Annotated in this window: 13 protein-coding genes and 1 pseudogene; 5 read left to right on the top strand and 9 right to left on the bottom strand. The window is 69.3% G+C overall.

Annotation, left to right across the window (positions count from 1 at the left end; all coding sequences use genetic code 11):
• Positions 1-206: 206 nt before the first annotated feature.
• The 5 genes from ACIQE0_RS36925 to ACIQE0_RS36905 form a co-directional block, all read right to left on the bottom strand.
• Positions 207-599, bottom strand: coding sequence for a DUF6247 family protein (locus tag ACIQE0_RS36925; protein WP_402340252.1), 393 nt, complete (start codon positions 597-599; stop codon positions 207-209).
• Positions 600-781: 182 nt separating this feature from the next.
• On the bottom strand, positions 782-1,159 hold the full coding sequence (locus ACIQE0_RS36920; protein ID WP_402340249.1) for a hypothetical protein: 378 nt from the start codon (positions 1,157-1,159) through the stop codon (positions 782-784).
• A gap of 115 nt (positions 1,160-1,274) precedes the next feature.
• On the bottom strand, positions 1,275-1,862 hold the full coding sequence (locus ACIQE0_RS36915) for a transcriptional regulator (RefSeq protein WP_402340247.1): 588 nt from the start codon (positions 1,860-1,862) through the stop codon (positions 1,275-1,277).
• Positions 1,862-3,442 (bottom strand): helix-turn-helix transcriptional regulator, encoded by a 1,581-nt coding sequence (locus ACIQE0_RS36910; protein WP_402340244.1) that lies wholly within the window; start codon positions 3,440-3,442, stop codon positions 1,862-1,864. Before ACIQE0_RS36910 ends, ACIQE0_RS36915 begins: the two co-directional genes overlap by 1 nt.
• Positions 3,443-4,073: 631 nt before the next feature.
• On the bottom strand, positions 4,074-5,414 hold the full coding sequence (locus ACIQE0_RS36905) for a hypothetical protein (RefSeq protein WP_402340241.1): 1,341 nt from the start codon (positions 5,412-5,414) through the stop codon (positions 4,074-4,076).
• 183 nt (positions 5,415-5,597) lie between these two features.
• Between ACIQE0_RS36905 and ACIQE0_RS36900 the strand changes: the two genes are divergently transcribed.
• Positions 5,598-6,008: a hypothetical protein gene (locus ACIQE0_RS36900; protein ID WP_402340238.1), complete on the top strand. Its 411-nt coding sequence runs from the start codon at positions 5,598-5,600 to the stop codon at positions 6,006-6,008.
• A gap of 517 nt (positions 6,009-6,525) precedes the next feature.
• Here ACIQE0_RS36900 and ACIQE0_RS36895 read toward each other — a convergent pair.
• A pseudogene (locus tag ACIQE0_RS36895) lies at positions 6,526-8,106 on the bottom strand (IS1182 family transposase).
• Between the two features lie 403 nt (positions 8,107-8,509).
• On the opposite strand from ACIQE0_RS36895, the gene ACIQE0_RS36890 reads away from it, so the two are divergent.
• From ACIQE0_RS36890 to ACIQE0_RS36875, 4 genes are all read left to right on the top strand, one after another.
• Complete coding sequence (locus tag ACIQE0_RS36890) at positions 8,510-8,962, top strand: hypothetical protein (protein WP_402340235.1); 453 nt, start codon at positions 8,510-8,512, stop codon at positions 8,960-8,962.
• Positions 8,963-9,212: 250 nt separating this feature from the next.
• A complete protein-coding gene (locus ACIQE0_RS36885; protein WP_402340232.1) occupies positions 9,213-9,347 on the top strand; it encodes a hypothetical protein in 135 nt (44 codons plus the stop codon).
• A gap of 251 nt (positions 9,348-9,598) precedes the next feature.
• The gene (locus tag ACIQE0_RS36880; protein WP_402340229.1) at positions 9,599-10,036 is read left to right on the top strand and encodes a type II secretion system F family protein; all 438 of its coding nucleotides are present in this window, start codon (positions 9,599-9,601) and stop codon (positions 10,034-10,036) included.
• A gap of 487 nt (positions 10,037-10,523) precedes the next feature.
• Positions 10,524-11,312 carry a hypothetical protein gene (locus tag ACIQE0_RS36875; RefSeq protein ID WP_402340226.1) on the top strand — a complete coding sequence of 263 codons (789 nt, stop codon included), beginning with the start codon at positions 10,524-10,526 and terminating at the stop codon, positions 11,310-11,312.
• A gap of 113 nt (positions 11,313-11,425) precedes the next feature.
• Here the strand turns inward: ACIQE0_RS36875 and ACIQE0_RS36870 are convergent, their stop codons facing one another.
• The 3 genes from ACIQE0_RS36870 to ACIQE0_RS36860 form a co-directional block, all read right to left on the bottom strand.
• Positions 11,426-11,752, bottom strand: a complete 327-nt coding sequence (locus ACIQE0_RS36870; protein WP_366340335.1) for a transcriptional regulator — start codon at positions 11,750-11,752, stop codon at positions 11,426-11,428.
• Positions 11,749-12,351: a hypothetical protein gene (locus ACIQE0_RS36865; RefSeq protein ID WP_402340222.1), complete on the bottom strand. Its 603-nt coding sequence runs from the start codon at positions 12,349-12,351 to the stop codon at positions 11,749-11,751. Before ACIQE0_RS36865 ends, ACIQE0_RS36870 begins: the two co-directional genes overlap by 4 nt.
• 148 nt (positions 12,352-12,499) lie before the next feature.
• Positions 12,500-13,707 (bottom strand): IS3 family transposase gene (locus tag ACIQE0_RS36860; RefSeq protein ID WP_402340219.1). Its coding sequence is split into 2 segments (ribosomal slippage): positions 12,500-13,410 and positions 13,410-13,707, totalling 1,209 coding nucleotides; the frame shifts between segments, so codons are not numbered across the junction.
• Positions 13,708-13,904 lie beyond the last annotated feature (197 nt).

Raw genomic sequence — 13,904 nt, 5'->3', positions numbered from 1 at the left:
GCTGTCGGCCTGAGTGCAACGCCGGGGTCGACGCGCGGTGCGGGGTTACCCGATCCAGGTGATGTCCAGGACGGGCAGGTGCTGGGTGAGGCGGTTGATCACGTAGACGACGGAGAGCTGCCCGATGGCGGCGGCGCGGACGTCCTCGCCTTCCGGATCTCCGGCGTTCCACTGGGGCCAGCCCCACGGGGAGCGCCCCGCGATGTTCAGGATGTCGCGGACCGTCTCTTGGGCGGGCTCGGGGAGTTCGGTGAGCGTCTTCGCGGCTTGTGGGGAGAGGCGTACTGCCCACGGTTCACCGGCCATCGGCGGGTGTCGAGGATGTCGTCGAGGTCGACGAAGTCGGTTTCGTCGCGGTCGGAGTCCAGGTAGGCGTCGATGGCCGGGGCGGCGGCGAGGCGCAGTTGCCAGGTGCGGACGACGTCGTGCAGCGGGGTGAGGCTGTAGGTGTCGCGGGAGGCTTCCAGGGCCGTGGCCCAGTCCCGCTCGAAGGCCGGCACCCAGGTGCCGGCACGGCGGTCGTCGCGCAGTTGGGCGAGGAGTTGGGCGGCGGCGGCCGGGGCCGGCGGGGCGGGGGCTTCTTCGGGCTGCGCACTCATCGGCACCTCCTGGCGGGTCGTGTCGCCACCGTACGCGCAGTACGGGGCGGGGGGCGGACATGTGGTGATCCTTCCTGCACTGGTGAGCGTCAGCAGAGTCCTGCGATCTGCTGCAGGAGGTAGAGCATCCGGTCGGCGCGGCTGGGCGAGACGGGGCGGACCTGACGGCCGTCCGCGGTGAACTAGCCGCGCCAAGCGGTGGCCAGGGGCTCCAGCGGGCGCGCCTGCTCGTACAGGACTGGGCAGGCGCCGATTTGCGAGGTGAGTCCAGTATTGAGATCGGCGAGAGCGTCGTGGTTCCAGACCAGCACCGTGCGGGTGGCCACGATGTCGGTGAGCTGTTCGTAGCCGGCCTGCGGGTCGAGGGGGCCGGACGGGATGCCCTTGGCACGCGCGGAGACCAGGCCGGCTCCGTCGCGGGCCTTGACGGTGGCGGCCGGCAGGCCGGGGCGGCGCGGCAGGTCCATGGTCTTCAGCTGGGTCTCGGTGGCGTAGATGCCGTCCGGGACGTCCCGCCAAGATGCGAAGTGCGGCCGGGGCGGTGTGGTGGTCGGTGACACGGTTTCCTCCCAGTGGCGTTACGGCTGCTGTGCGGGTTGTGCGGTACGGCTGGTTGCCCGGTTGCCCGGTTGCCCGGTTGCCGGCGGGCCGGCGGGCCGGCCGAGCGTGGCGTGGTTAGGCGGCCCAGCCGACGGAGGAGACGTAGGTGTAGGCGTCCCAGTCGGTGCCGAGGCCGCCTTGGATGATCTCGTCCCAGATCGCTTCGAGTTCACGCGCGTCGTGCGCGATCCACGCATCGACAGCCCGATCCCAGATCAGCCCACGGACATTGATCGAACGCGTCTCCACGTCCCGGCGGTGGCGGGGGTCGACCTGCGACTGGTCGGCGGGATCGATCTCGACGCGGGTACCGCGGCCACGGTTGGTCAACCTGCGCTTGAGGTCGGCGACCACGTTGCGACGCCGCAAGTCCCAGTACGCCGCATCCAGGCGCGCGAGGTTCGCCTTGCTCGGCGTACGTTCCTCGGCCAGCCACGCCATGAGGGTGCGAGGGCGCGCCTGGATGCCGGCGCGATCCATGGCCTCGTAGCCGGCGTCGGACGCCGTCAGGTAGCGCAGGCGGGCGGACAGGCCGCGCTCGGAGGTGACCGGGGACCCGATGCCGGTGACCATGCGGTCGATGCCTTCGGCGGTGCAGACCCAGCCGGGCAGGGCCCGGGCGCCGTAGTGGCCGATCCGGCGCCACCGCGAGTCCAGAGCCATTACCGGGCCACCCGGCCGACGGTGTACTCACCGGAGGCCTTGGCGTCGCTGTGCTTGATCTTCATCTGGGACAGGCCGCGCCCCTCGGTGAAGACCTGCCGCCAGTCACCACTCACGTGGAGTTCGTCGGTACCCATCATCGCGATGACCTCCAGCCCCGCCTGGTGGGCCTTGTACGCCTTGCCCCACAGGTTGGCATACGCCTGACTGTGGATGATGTGCATCCAGTCCGGACGCTGGATCTCACGATTGTGGATCGACTCCCCCATCGTCGAGATGAACTTCGAGTACATCGCCTTCACGTATCCCTCGGTGATCGAGTCGTCCTCGGCCAGGGCCGTCTCCCGGGCGGCGGCCAAGACCTTGCGCAGGGCGTCGAGGAAGTTCTCCGTCGCACCCGACGTCCACGACTCGTGCACCGTCGGCGCCTCGATCAGACCGTACTTCGGACCCGACAGGCGCAGCAGCAGACGCAACGTCGCATCGGTGATCCACAGGGCGCCAGGCTCTTCACGGTCGCCGAGCGGGTCGGGCAGGTGCGGGTGGTCCCACGCTGCGGGGGTGACGAGATGGACGCCCGCGCGCTTGGGGTCCACGCCTTCGTCGCCGGTGTGGTGTTCCAACTTGCCGATCGGAAGCCAGCACTTGAGGGCGGAGAGGTACGCGGCGTTGGCGTCCAGGGCGGTGACGCGGATGGTGCCGGGGGCCTTGAGGGAGTAGTGGGGGTGGTGGAAGTTGGGGCGGGCCTCCCAGATCTGGTCCGGCTCCCGCTTCGACGGCTTGTGCAAGATGTCCGGCAGCGACGGATACGCCGTGTACTGGTACCGCGCCGTCGCCCGCGTCTCCTCGAACAACCGCATCACATCGGGAATCGCTCGCTTCACCAACGCCTGCAACGCGGCTTCCGCATCACCTTCGGCACGCTCCAACTCCTCATGCACCGCACCGGTGATCAGCGTGTTGGTCTCCGCCTGTGCCCGGGCCGAGGACTGGGCGCGACGTTGCGGCCGCGACGGCACCCGCGCGGGAGTCGGCGACGGCCGCACCGGCGCAGTCGGACCTGAAGTCTGCGGGGTCGCGGGCTCGGCCTGGGTCGCCGGGGGCGCAGCGGAGGCAGGTGGGGTGGTCGCCGGCAGGCACAGGCCGCCGGGGTGCAAGGACCGGCCGTCGGTCGCCTTGAACGGGGTCACCACGCCGCAGCGAATGCACGGCTCCGGCTCCCCCTGCACCACCAAGCCGTCCGCACGGAACGCTGTCGCCGGGAACTCCGCCGCGGTGGTTGGCAACGGCGGGCCGGACGGTCCGGCGACCTCGGGGGCGGCGGTGGGAGCGGGGTGGAGCTCGGCGAGACCCTTCAGCAGTTTCAGGTACTTCCCTCGCCCGGGCGGCTGCGGATCGGTCTCGCCAGACTCCCAGTTGGCGACGGTCTGCCGCCCCACCCCAACCGCGGACGCCACCTGGGCCCGCGACAAGCCCGCCGCCTCACGCAGACGCAAACGCTCAGCAGGAGCCGGCATCCACGCGAGGAGCCGCGCCTCTTCCAGCAAAGCCTCGACACCATCCAGCTGACCATCGCTCATAACCCGAAACTACCCCACCCTAGGCATCAAAGTTTCAGTTTTTGGGCAAAGAATAGCCACCAAATTGGCAGCATGCTAGGTAGTCGGGATGGCATGTTCCGCGGCTGCCAGGCACGGACGGACTCGCGCTACCTCGGAGTACGGCAGGCGCCTTGAAGGTCGCAGAGAAGCCGATGGCCTTCCCGGGCCGGCTCAGCGGCTTCAGGGCGGCGTCGAGCTGGACCTGACCGGGCGCCGGGCCCCGGGGAGACGAAGGGCGTGGCCGCGCGGCGCCAGGTGGCCGCGCCCGAGAGAACCTCACGCCGGCGACCGTGCACCGGGACGATGAGTTCGACGACTGCCCGGAAGGTGGGGCCCAAGCAATCGCCTGGGCCCCACCTTTGTACGTCATAGGCGTCGGGCGCTGCCGATGGGTTCCTCGACTCCGGCGCGCGGGTGGGTTGGTGACGGGTGGCTGGGGCGCACCGACGTGCGAGGGCAGTGCGCCGCAGCCTGTTCCCGTCCGTCCAGTTCAGGCCGGGCGTGGTTCGACGGTAGAGGGTTGCTCGGCATGCCGCGAGGTGGGCGCTCCGGCATGACGACGGAGCCACCCCGGTGAGGAGTTGGAAGTGCGTCTCCGCCTGTGGGCGCGTCAGGCTCTTTTGTGGGTGGCGAGGTGTTGGGCGCGTTGCTCCAGTTCCTGCACTCCGGCGACGTGGCGGTAGGTGGGGAGGGCCTTGAGCATCGTCTGCAGGTGTTCGTCGCCTCGGGCGGAGGAGATCGTCACGTGCTCGTCGAGGAAGGTGTTCCAGGTCTGGCAGGCGGCTTCGATGTGCCGCATGCGTAGTTGGCGTTCGGCGATCACACCGAGGCAGTGCAGGCGGCCTTGCCGCTCCAGGGGTGAGCGGGCCGCGTTCGAGCGGCGCAGGGAGGTGAGGGAGCCGGCCTTGTCGCCCAGGTGCCAGCGGACGTGGGCTTCGTGGAAGAAGTAGGCGGCTTGGTCGTAGCCGCCCACGGCGTCGCGCCGGTTGTCCGCGCGGGACAGTGCGGTCTCGGTCTGGCGTAGCCAGGTCAGGGCGGTGTGTCGGTCGCCGGTCATGGCCGCTGCGGTGGCCTGCTGGCCGCGCAGGAACGCGATCAGGCGTGGGCCTGCGGAGGGGGCGGCCGCGGCGGCGGCGTCGGCGAGTTCCAGGCCCTTGGCGCTGTGGCCGAGGTGGGTTGCTTGCAGGCTCATGCCGCGCAGGGTGCGGCAGTAGGTGACGTGGTCGTCGGCGGCGCCGGCGAGTTCGAGTGCGCGCAGGTAGTACTTCTGGCCCAGGCCCTGTTGGTTTTCGTACATGGCCATCCAGCCGGTGAGGTAGACGAAGTCCGCGACGGCGGCCCTCATGGCGCGGGTGACCTCTTCGGTGCCGCTCGCGCGCAGGTAGGGGCCGGCGGTGTTCACCAGGAAGGCGGCGGCCATCGGCCGGGCGTGGCCGGCCCCGACTTGGTCGAGGATGTCGGCGACCTTGTCGGTCATGGTGCGCACCGTCTCGACGTCGGACCGGCCGATGCGAACCGTCCGGCCGGTCGCCGTCGCCTCCAGCCGGCCCTTGACGTCTTCGAACCGCGGAACCGCCAGCGCTGCGACGTACATACCGGTCTTCAGCACTCCCCGTCGCGACGGATCCATGTCGGCTCGGCTCAGGTCGACCATTCCCGTCACGACGTCGTGTCCCGCGGCCGGTTCCGCCTCGGTCGGCCAGCCGAATTCGGCGCACGTTACCGGTCGCCCGAGCAGTCGCGAGAGCGCCTCGGTGACGGCGGGCCGCGCCTCGGGCTTCGGTACGGATCCGGCGAGCCAGTGCGACACGCTCGTCTTGTCGTAGTGCAGTCCGAGCCCCAGCTCAGCGCCGGCGCTGTTCACTCTGCGGGCGAGCTGGGCGTTTGCGATCCCTCCCGCCTTCATCAAGGCCGCAAGCGCGGTATTCGGTGTGCGTGGCCGACGTGCCATCGCTCCCCCCGAGTGCGTTCAACCAGTTCAACCCTGCCTCCACTCTCCTCCCTTACCCGGTGCGCCGCAGGAGGGTTGAGTGTTTACCGGCCGTTCGGTGATCGCCCCCGGACTGCCGTTGACGGCCCGGTCCGCCTCAACCCGAAGGCGGACCGGGCACCCAGACGACGAAGAGGCACCACCATGACCACGACGCCACAGATCCCGGAGAAACCCGCCGTTGCTGCTCGCCCGGACAGCAGTGCCGCCGTGCTGTACATGTGCGCGGAACGGGGTCGCCTGACCCCCACCCTCGCAGCCCAGCGCGCCGAAGAGGAAGGCCGTGAGTACGCCGCGGCGCGCAACCTCCGCCTCGTCGAGGTGGTCACGGACCCGTACGGGCAACCGGACCCTTGCCACCGCGACGGCTGGATGCGCGTCCGCGAACTCGCGGACGAAGGCCAGATCGCCGCGGTCATCGTCAGGTGGCCGGCGGCGATCTCTCCGGACGCCTGGCACGAGATGCGGCATCGGGAAATCCGCTGGCTGCAGGAGCAAGGCGTCGCGGTGTGCTACTCATGGGCTCCGCTCGCCGCCAGCGGCCAGGTCAAGTGAGTGCCACTCCGAGCTGGCCGGTGCACGAGCTCAGGGCCAAGTCCGTCGGCCAACCGCCTACCGCACCGCGAGCGCTTCACGGCCGCTTCCGGCCGCGGCGGCCGCCAGGTGCTCGCCCAGTTGTCGGATCTTCACGTCGCCGGCGTCGGCGAGACCGGCCTGGGCGAGGTCGTCGGTGACGTCTTGGAGTAGGGCCGAACCCTGTTGTGACGCTGCTCGTCCTGCGCGGCCGTGGGAAAGCGATTTCAGGGAGCAGGATCCCAAAGAAGACCATCTCGAAGCCGGCTGGGAACAAGCCCTACGCGAAGGCCACATCAGCCGTGAGCAGTTCGCCAACAGGCGCCGCCCAGCACGTGAAGCGGCTCTGGAAGCCCCGAACCAAGGGCCGATCATTCAGAGCGCCATCGACAAGCTCCGGGCCAAGCTCGCCAGCAACAACTTCAGCGAGGAGGAGCGTAGAAGGCTGCTGAAGATCTTGTTGTGGGGCTGTCCGGCTTGGGCCGGGCGGCCCTCTTGGCTATGCGGTTGGGGGGCTGAGGTGCCAGGTGTTGCTGGTGTGTGTGAGTCCGAGGGTGATCAGGCGGCGGAGGTTGAGGGCGGCGGCGCGGTGGTGGAGCCAGATGTTGTTGGCGATGGTGCCGCGGTGCGGGACGCGGCGGTTGCCTTTGGCGACCAGCCAGGCGATGGCGCGTTCGACCGGGGGCCGCCATCTGCGGTATTCGGCTTGCCAGGCCGGATCGGTGGCGGCCTGATGGCGAGCAGCGGTCAGCAGTTCATGTTGGGGATGGACGTTGAGGGTGCGTCCGGTCTTGGAAGTGGTGCAGCGCTCACGCAGGTCGCAGCCGGTGCAGAGCCGCTTGAACTGGGCGGTGCGGGCGCCGTCCGCTTTGACCTGGCCGAGGTTGGCGGTGCGTCCGGCCGGGCAGGTCACGGTGCCGGCCGCTGGGTCGACGCGGAAGTCGTCGATGGTGAAGCCGCCGGGAATCACCTTCCGCAGCGGTGGCGGCTTGATCACCAGGGTGTGGCCCGCAGCCTGCAACTGTCCGCGCAGGTCGCCGGTCCCGTAGGCGGAGTCTGCGAGCACGGTTGACGCGCCGTCCTCGCCGTCCAGCAGACCGCAGGCAACGGCCGCTTCGTGGCTGCCGGGGCCATGGCCGCCGGTGAGGGCGACAGCGGTGAACAGCCCGATCTCCGGCTCGAAGGAGACGTGTCCTTTGAAGCCGTCCTGGTGGCGAGTACGGTTTTTGTGGATGTGCCGGGCGTCGGGATCGACGGTGGACACCATCCGATCGGACACGGTGCGCTGGGCGATACGCCAACGTCCGTCACCTCCGGCGGAGTCCTGAGCCGGCTCGACGTCCTGTCCAGCAACCAGCGCCAGCAGGCCCACCGCGTTCGCGGCCTTCTCGCCCAACTCCTGCTCGGGCAGGTGCCCGAGCAGGTTGAGCGCGTCGGTGACCAGCGCGTCGACCAGCGCGGCGCGGGCCTGCTAGTCGTTCCAGGCGATCTTCGGTTTGCCTGGGTCGGTGTAGTCGTGCGCGCGGCAGTGCCCTGCAACCACCTCCGCGGCGCCGGGAACCTCACGGATCACCCGGCGGATGGCGGAGACGATCTGGGTGACGGTGTCCTGGGTGGCCACCGCGTCGTCAAGGACGGTGGAGTCCAGCGCCCTGCGCTGCCTGCCTTTGAGGACGCCGGTCGCGGCCACGACTTCCTTGACCTTGGTGAAGATCCGCGTGGGATCTGCCGAGTGGCGCAGACGGCGCCGGAAGTACGTCAGCAGCGACGGATCGAAAGCCGTGTCGTACAGACCGAGCCCGCAGGCCGCCTTCCACCGCAGGTCACACCGCAGTTCCTGGACTGTCTCGAAGTCCGACAGTCCCTGCAGGCTCTGCAGCACCACGGTCGCGGCCAGGACCTGAGGCGGCAGACTCGGACGGCCGTTGGACGAGGGATACATGTCGGCGAACATCGACGGCGGGAACAGAGCCTCCCGATGCTCGGCCAGAAACGCGAACACGCTCCCGGCAGGAATCAACTCCCGGCAGGTCTCCCACACATCCGGCCCGACCATCTCCCCAGCCCATTCCCCCTGCATGCCTACAAGCATGGCCCCGACCCCGCCGGGCCGGGGCCAGAACCCCAACATTTTCAGTCCGGTTCTTCAACTGGTCGCTGCGCGGGGGGTGCCCGGATCCCTCAGGAGGCATGTTTAGCCCCTGTTGAGAGGCTTGTTCAGCTTCCGCCGGCAGGCTTGCCCAGTGGTCCGGCCGATCAGGGCGGTGGCCGGCACGAGGTATCGGGCCTGCGTTGGAGCCAAGGTCGTCAATGCTCGGCCGGCGGGAATCGCCGCTCGGCCGGCGGTCCCTGGTTCGGGCCGCAGGGGGCGGGGGAGGGGTGTTTCCTCCGCGTCGCCTCGCTTCGCTGGCCCGGGCCCCGCACCGTCCGCCGCCGAGGCGGACCGGGTCCTGCCTGCCGGCGACGACCGGGTCGACGGCACCGTGGAGCCGCTCGCTTCCTGGCTGCGGGTGTGGGACTGGGCCTCAGGCGGCGTCGCCCGCCTCGCGTACGACTACCAGCAGATCGGTGAGTCCTGCGTGGCGGCTCTTGAACGGGCCGGGTATTCGGCGGAGTTCGCGCCCGAGCATGTGTCCGGCATCGGCTTCGCCTTCCGCTTCCGCCACTGGGGCCGCAGGCACCTGTGCCCAGCGCTGGAGAAGGCGCCCCGAGACCTGGACGGCTGGGAGCCGTGGTCCTGTGACCTGGAGCGGGGGCACACCGGGCCACATCACAATGCCTTGATGGGCTACCGCTGGGCCGACGACCCCGACGTCACCGCTCCAGGCATCTGTGGTGCCTGGGCCCATCGAGGGATCGGATGTGGGCTGGGCGCCTGCACTCTCCCGGCCGGTCACTCGCCCACCCTGCGCCACCGCGACACCCTCGATGAGTAGGTCACCAGGCCGCCGCTGTCGGCCGGTTGCCGCTGGCTGTTCGCCGCCTGTGCCGTCGTCTGCCGTCGTTCGGTCGCCCGCCTGCCGGCTGGCTGCTCGCCGTGCGCTGCCGCTGCCGCTGGCTGGTTGTCGTTCGGCTGCCGTGCTGCGGTCACCGGCTGGCTCCGTGTCGCCAGGTGGAGATGCCCGAGGAGATCCGCTTGGTGCTGCTCGTCTCTGGCGTGATCTCGGATCAGGTGGACAGGAAACCGTGGAGGAACTGTGCCGCGCGCACCAGGATGATCCGCAGGCGTTAGCGGAAGCACTGGTCGCCGCTGCCGAGAAGATGCCTCACGGCTACCGCGACGACGCAACTGTCACCGTGCTCTTGCAACAAACCAACTGACGCTGCGACACCGTCCTCGTCGTGGCCGCGGCCACCGCGCAGGCCGTCCCAGCCGGCTGTCGGACGAACCCGCGCGGCCGCATCTGGGCCAAGGCGAGCACGGCGGGACCAGGCCCTGCCGCGTTTCCTCCGGGTGCGGCGACCGTCCGAGGCTAAGGACGGAGGGCCGGAGAGGCCCGGGAGGGCGGCCCGCCGGAGGGGGGCTGCGGTGGCAGCGGGCCACGGCGGTCGAACGGGCCGTCGCCGGGCGGGTGGCAGCCGAACTGGCCCCGGCCGGTGATCTGTTGGCGGCCTGCCTGGCGGCCGGCGCCGGGCCCCGGGAGGCGGTCGAGGCGGTGGGCCGGTCGCTGGACGGGACGGTCGCCGAGCGGCTGCGCCACATCGCGGCCGAGCTGCGCCTGGGCGGTGAACCCGCCGCCGTATGGCCGCGGTTGGCGGAACTCCCCGGTGCCGAGGAGCTGGCGCGCTGCATGGAGCGCGCGGGGATATCGGGGGCCCCGGCCGTGGAGCCGGCCCTTCGGGTCGCGGCCGAACTGCGCGCCGAGTGGGGGCGGGCCGCGACCACGCGGGCCCGGCGGGCGGGGGTGCTGGTCACCCTCCCGCTGTCGGGGTGCTTCCTGCCGGCCTTCCTCGTCCTCGGGGTGGCGCCGGTGTTGATCGGGCTGGCGGGAGGGCTGCTGGAGGGGTGAGGGGATGAGGTGACACGGCGGTGCGCGGACCGGTGGGGCCGGGGCCCGGCCCCGGCGCGGGCTTCCGGGCCCCACTTCACGATGGTGATTTGAAGTGAAGTTGGCCGGAATAGGCGAGGGATTTGGCGAACCTTCGGCATTCAAGTCGGATGTGTCCGCAAATGAGTGGTAAGTCGTTTGGATCTATCGGAAATGGGGGCTAACGTCGCCCCGCGCCGCTCGACATGAACACGCCTAGCGGCAGGGGGCTGGGGGAAGAAGAAACGGGGCCGTTCAGGTTCCGCTCCTGAAGGCGCGTTTCCGCCTTCCCGATAGTGCTCCGGATTGACCGAATTGATCGATCCGCTCTGTATGTGATCGATCGCAAGTATCCATGCGGAAACAGGCACTAGAGGGGAAGAGACCTGTGAGTACAACAAAGTGGAATGTTCCGACGGTCGCTGCAGTGGTCGCCTCGGGGTTCTCGACGGTGGCTGCGGGAGTAGCGATGGCGATGGTGCTCACCATCGGGAGTGGGGCCAGTGCGGGTGCTCCGACGCGCCCCGGGCCGGTGCCTGCAGTCGCGGGGCAACCGGCTGCGGCGGTCCAGGTGGCTTCGAACGACAAGGCGGCGCAGAACTTCAAGGACGCGTTACAGGAGTTCCGCAAGGAGCATTCAGCAGCCCCCGCGAATGTCAGAGCCGACGCTGTGGCACGGGTGAAGAATCAGATAGCCTCCGGTCAGTTGGTGACGCACTTGCCTGACGGTGCGCACCTGGCGATCGGGCGTGCTCGTGCGGCCGTCGGGCCGGACGGTACTACCCTGGCGATCCCCATCGAAGGTGCGGGACTGCATGTCATGAGCGGCCTGACGGTGCAGATGGGTAAGGATGGTGTGCTGCACAGCGGCGAGTCGCAGTTCCAGCCCACGGGAGCGAATTCTGGGGTGTGGACTGCCTGGATGGACGGTGTCCTCACGAAGCACGTGAGCGCCTCGGGTGACGGTTCGTCGGCCCCGGCGGCCGGTCCTGTGCCGCAAGTGACCTCGGGTGGTCACATCCTGCAGGAGGCTCGGGCGATTTTGGGTGGCCGAATCCAGCAGGCGGGTTTCACCTCGGGTGGTCACATCCAGCAGGCGAGCTTCTGGGACGACCTTAAGAAATGCGTGGGTGACAGCGAGATTCCCGGCTGGATCATGACTGCCCTCGCGGTGCCCTGCGCGCTCACGGGGCCTGTGTGCGCGTCGGCCGTGTCCTTGTACTACGGCAACGCCGTCCTTACCTGCCTGGGCATGTAGCTGTTCGATCAGACGCTGCCGGGCACCTCGAGAATTCGAGGTGCCCGGCAGCGTCTGCACGGATGGAGCGCATCACGGCTCCCGCGCGATCGCTACTTGCAAGTGCGCGGTAGTCAGGCGTCCGGGTTGGTGTCCTGGTCAGGTTCACGCCGGAGTAGCCGCTGCAGTGCTGCGACGTGTCGGCTGTAGCGGGACTGGCCCAGCGGGGTCATGCGGAACCAGGTGCGCGGGCGTCGCCCGATCCCACCCTTGCGGACCTCGATGTAGCCCGTGTCCTCCAAAGCGCGGCTGTGCTTGGACACCATCGAATCGCTCAGCCCCGTCGCTTCCCGGACCGTGCGGAACTCCACCCACTGCGGGCCTGCGGCCAGCAGCGCACAGATCGACAGCTTCGGCAGTGCGTGGATCAGAGGGTCCAACCCCTCGGGTGTGTCGGTCACTGCTGCTGGCTCCCTGTCAGGATGTCGCCTCGGATCCCCGCAGCCATCCAGGTCAGTAGGAACGCGATCACGCCACCCGCGGCCACTGCGACCACAACGGCCGCCCATGCGGCGCTGCTCGGCGAATCGCTCAGCCAGCCCAGCCCGAACACCACGGCCATACTGCCCAGGCACGCCAGGACGAACGCGGGGAAGCGCCGGCGCAACGACGGATACACCGCGAACGGCGAGACATCCCACCGATTCGTCCCAGACCGCACGGAGAACACCACGATCAACGCCAAGAACAGCAGGCCGCCGACCTGGCCGTACGGCAGGTCCGGAATGCCTAAGCGTCGGTAGCCGGCCGCTGGGAACTCACCGCTGACCGCGAGTGCCCAGGACACCGCACTCAACACAGGAAACCACCAGCCCAGCCGAACCCGCGCAGCCGCGGCCCGGCGCTGACGAGCCACAACATCCATGCCCACCCGGTACTCGTCCATCCACTCACTCCCACACGCAAAGTAACTTTCCAAGTAGAAAGTACTTTCTCGGCTCGCGTTTAACAACCCGAGCACGAAGAGCCCGCCAGTGGCGACGCCGTCGTCATGGGTCACAAACTCGACCTCAGCGGTGATCTTCGACGGTGTCGACCTCGTGCTCGACGACGCTCACGAGCTTGAAGGGGCGCCTGCCTGCCCCGTGGACAGTGTTACTGACCTGCTGAGGGATCAGGGGCGTTGACCCCGGAGTTTGGACACGGGGTTATGCGGCTTCGGGCAGTGTAATTGATGGTTCGTCGAAGAGGTTTTCGTAGGCGATCGGGGAGCGTTGTCCGAGGCGGGAGTGCCGGCGGACGGTGTTGTAGCGGCTCGCCCAGCGGAACGCCGCGAGCCTCGCCTGGCGGGCAGTGGGCCAGGCCTTCGCTCCCTTGAGCGTCTCCGGTTTCATGGACGCGTTCCAGCTCTCGGCGGCGGCGTTGTCCGCCGAGCTGCCAACGGCGCTCATGCTCTGGGTCACACCTGCCTTCGCGCAGGCGTCGGCGAACACTGCACTCGTATATTGCGAGCCGTGATCGCTGTGAAAGACCGCCCCGTCGAGGCTGCCACGGGTCCGCTCGGCCGCCGCCAGGGCGTCGACGACGAGCTCGGCCCGCATGTGGTCGGCGATCGCCCACCCGGCCAGGCGGCGTGAGCACAGGTCGATGACCGTCGCCAGATACAGCGGCTTCGCCCCGGTCACCGGCAAGTACGTGATGTCTCCGACGTACCTGGTGTTCGGCGCCTTCGCGGTGAAGTCGCGTCCGATCAGGTCGGCGGCCTTCGCCCCGGCCGGGTCCGGGACGGTGGTGCGGTGCTTCCTGCGCAGCCGCAGGCCGGCGAGCCCGATGCCGTGCATGATGCGGGCGACGCGCTTGTGGTTCACGTGCTCGCCGCCGTCGCGGAGCTCGGCAGTGATCCTCGGGACACCGTAGGTGCCGTCCGAGGCACGGTGCACCGTGCGTATCCGGGCCGCGAGGGCTGCGTCGGCTGCCTTCCTCCTGGCCCGGTCCGGTGCGGTCTGGCGCCAGTAGTAGAAGCTGGAGCGGGCTGTCCCGACGATGGCGCACAGCCGCTTCACGCCGTAGCGGCGCTGGTGGTCCTCAACGAACTGGCAGCGGTTCACCAGCGCGTCTCCCCGGCGAAATACCGGGCCGCCTTGCGCAGGATGTCGCGTTCCTCCTCCAGCTCACGGACCCGCTTGCGCAACGCGGCGACCTCCGCCTCCGCCCCACTCACGGCCTGGGCCGCAGAGACCGGGCGGGCGGAGTGCGCACCCTGACGCCGTCCGTCGGCAGCCCGGATCCAGTTCCGCAGCGTCTCCGTGTTCACCCCCAGATCAGTGGCCACCGACTTGATCGTCGCTCCCGGCCGCGACTGGTACAGCGCGACCGCGTCCGCCTTGAACTCCGGCGGATAGTGCTTCATCCCCACGGGGACTCCGTTCTCCCAGATCCTCAAGATCCAGTGTCTACGGTGTCCAAACTCCAGGGTCAGGGCCCGCCTTCGACCTGGACCTTTTGTGGAAGACCTACTTGCGCAGGTTCGACGTCGAGCACGCTTTCAAGACCCTCAAGACCCAACTGGCTTGGACACTTCCCCAGATCCGCACCCCTGCCCAGGGCGACCGG

The sequence above is a fragment of the Streptomyces sp. NPDC093097 genome (genome assembly GCF_044754325.1).
In the GTDB taxonomy this organism is placed as follows: domain Bacteria; phylum Actinomycetota; class Actinomycetes; order Streptomycetales; family Streptomycetaceae; genus Streptomyces.
The sequence above is the reverse complement of the archived record's forward strand: the minus strand, read 5'-3'. Positions and strand labels throughout refer to the sequence as shown.

What these genes read in the sequence shown, in the direction of transcription:
- ACIQE0_RS36925 (WP_402340252.1), bottom strand. Translation starts at nt 599, where the DNA reads ATGAGTGCGCAGCCCGAAGAAGCCCCCGCCCCGCCGGCCCCGGCCGCC.
- ACIQE0_RS36915 (WP_402340247.1), bottom strand. Translation starts at nt 1,862, where the DNA reads ATGGCTCTGGACTCGCGGTGGCGCCGGATCGGCCACTACGGCGCCCGG.
- ACIQE0_RS36910 (WP_402340244.1), bottom strand. Translation starts at nt 3,442, where the DNA reads ATGAGCGATGGTCAGCTGGATGGTGTCGAGGCTTTGCTGGAAGAGGCG.
- ACIQE0_RS36905 (WP_402340241.1), bottom strand. Translation starts at nt 5,414, where the DNA reads ATGGCACGTCGGCCACGCACACCGAATACCGCGCTTGCGGCCTTGATG.
- ACIQE0_RS36900 (WP_402340238.1), top strand. Translation starts at nt 5,598, where the DNA reads ATGACCACGACGCCACAGATCCCGGAGAAACCCGCCGTTGCTGCTCGC.
- ACIQE0_RS36875 (WP_402340226.1), top strand. Translation starts at nt 10,524, where the DNA reads ATGGCGATGGTGCTCACCATCGGGAGTGGGGCCAGTGCGGGTGCTCCG.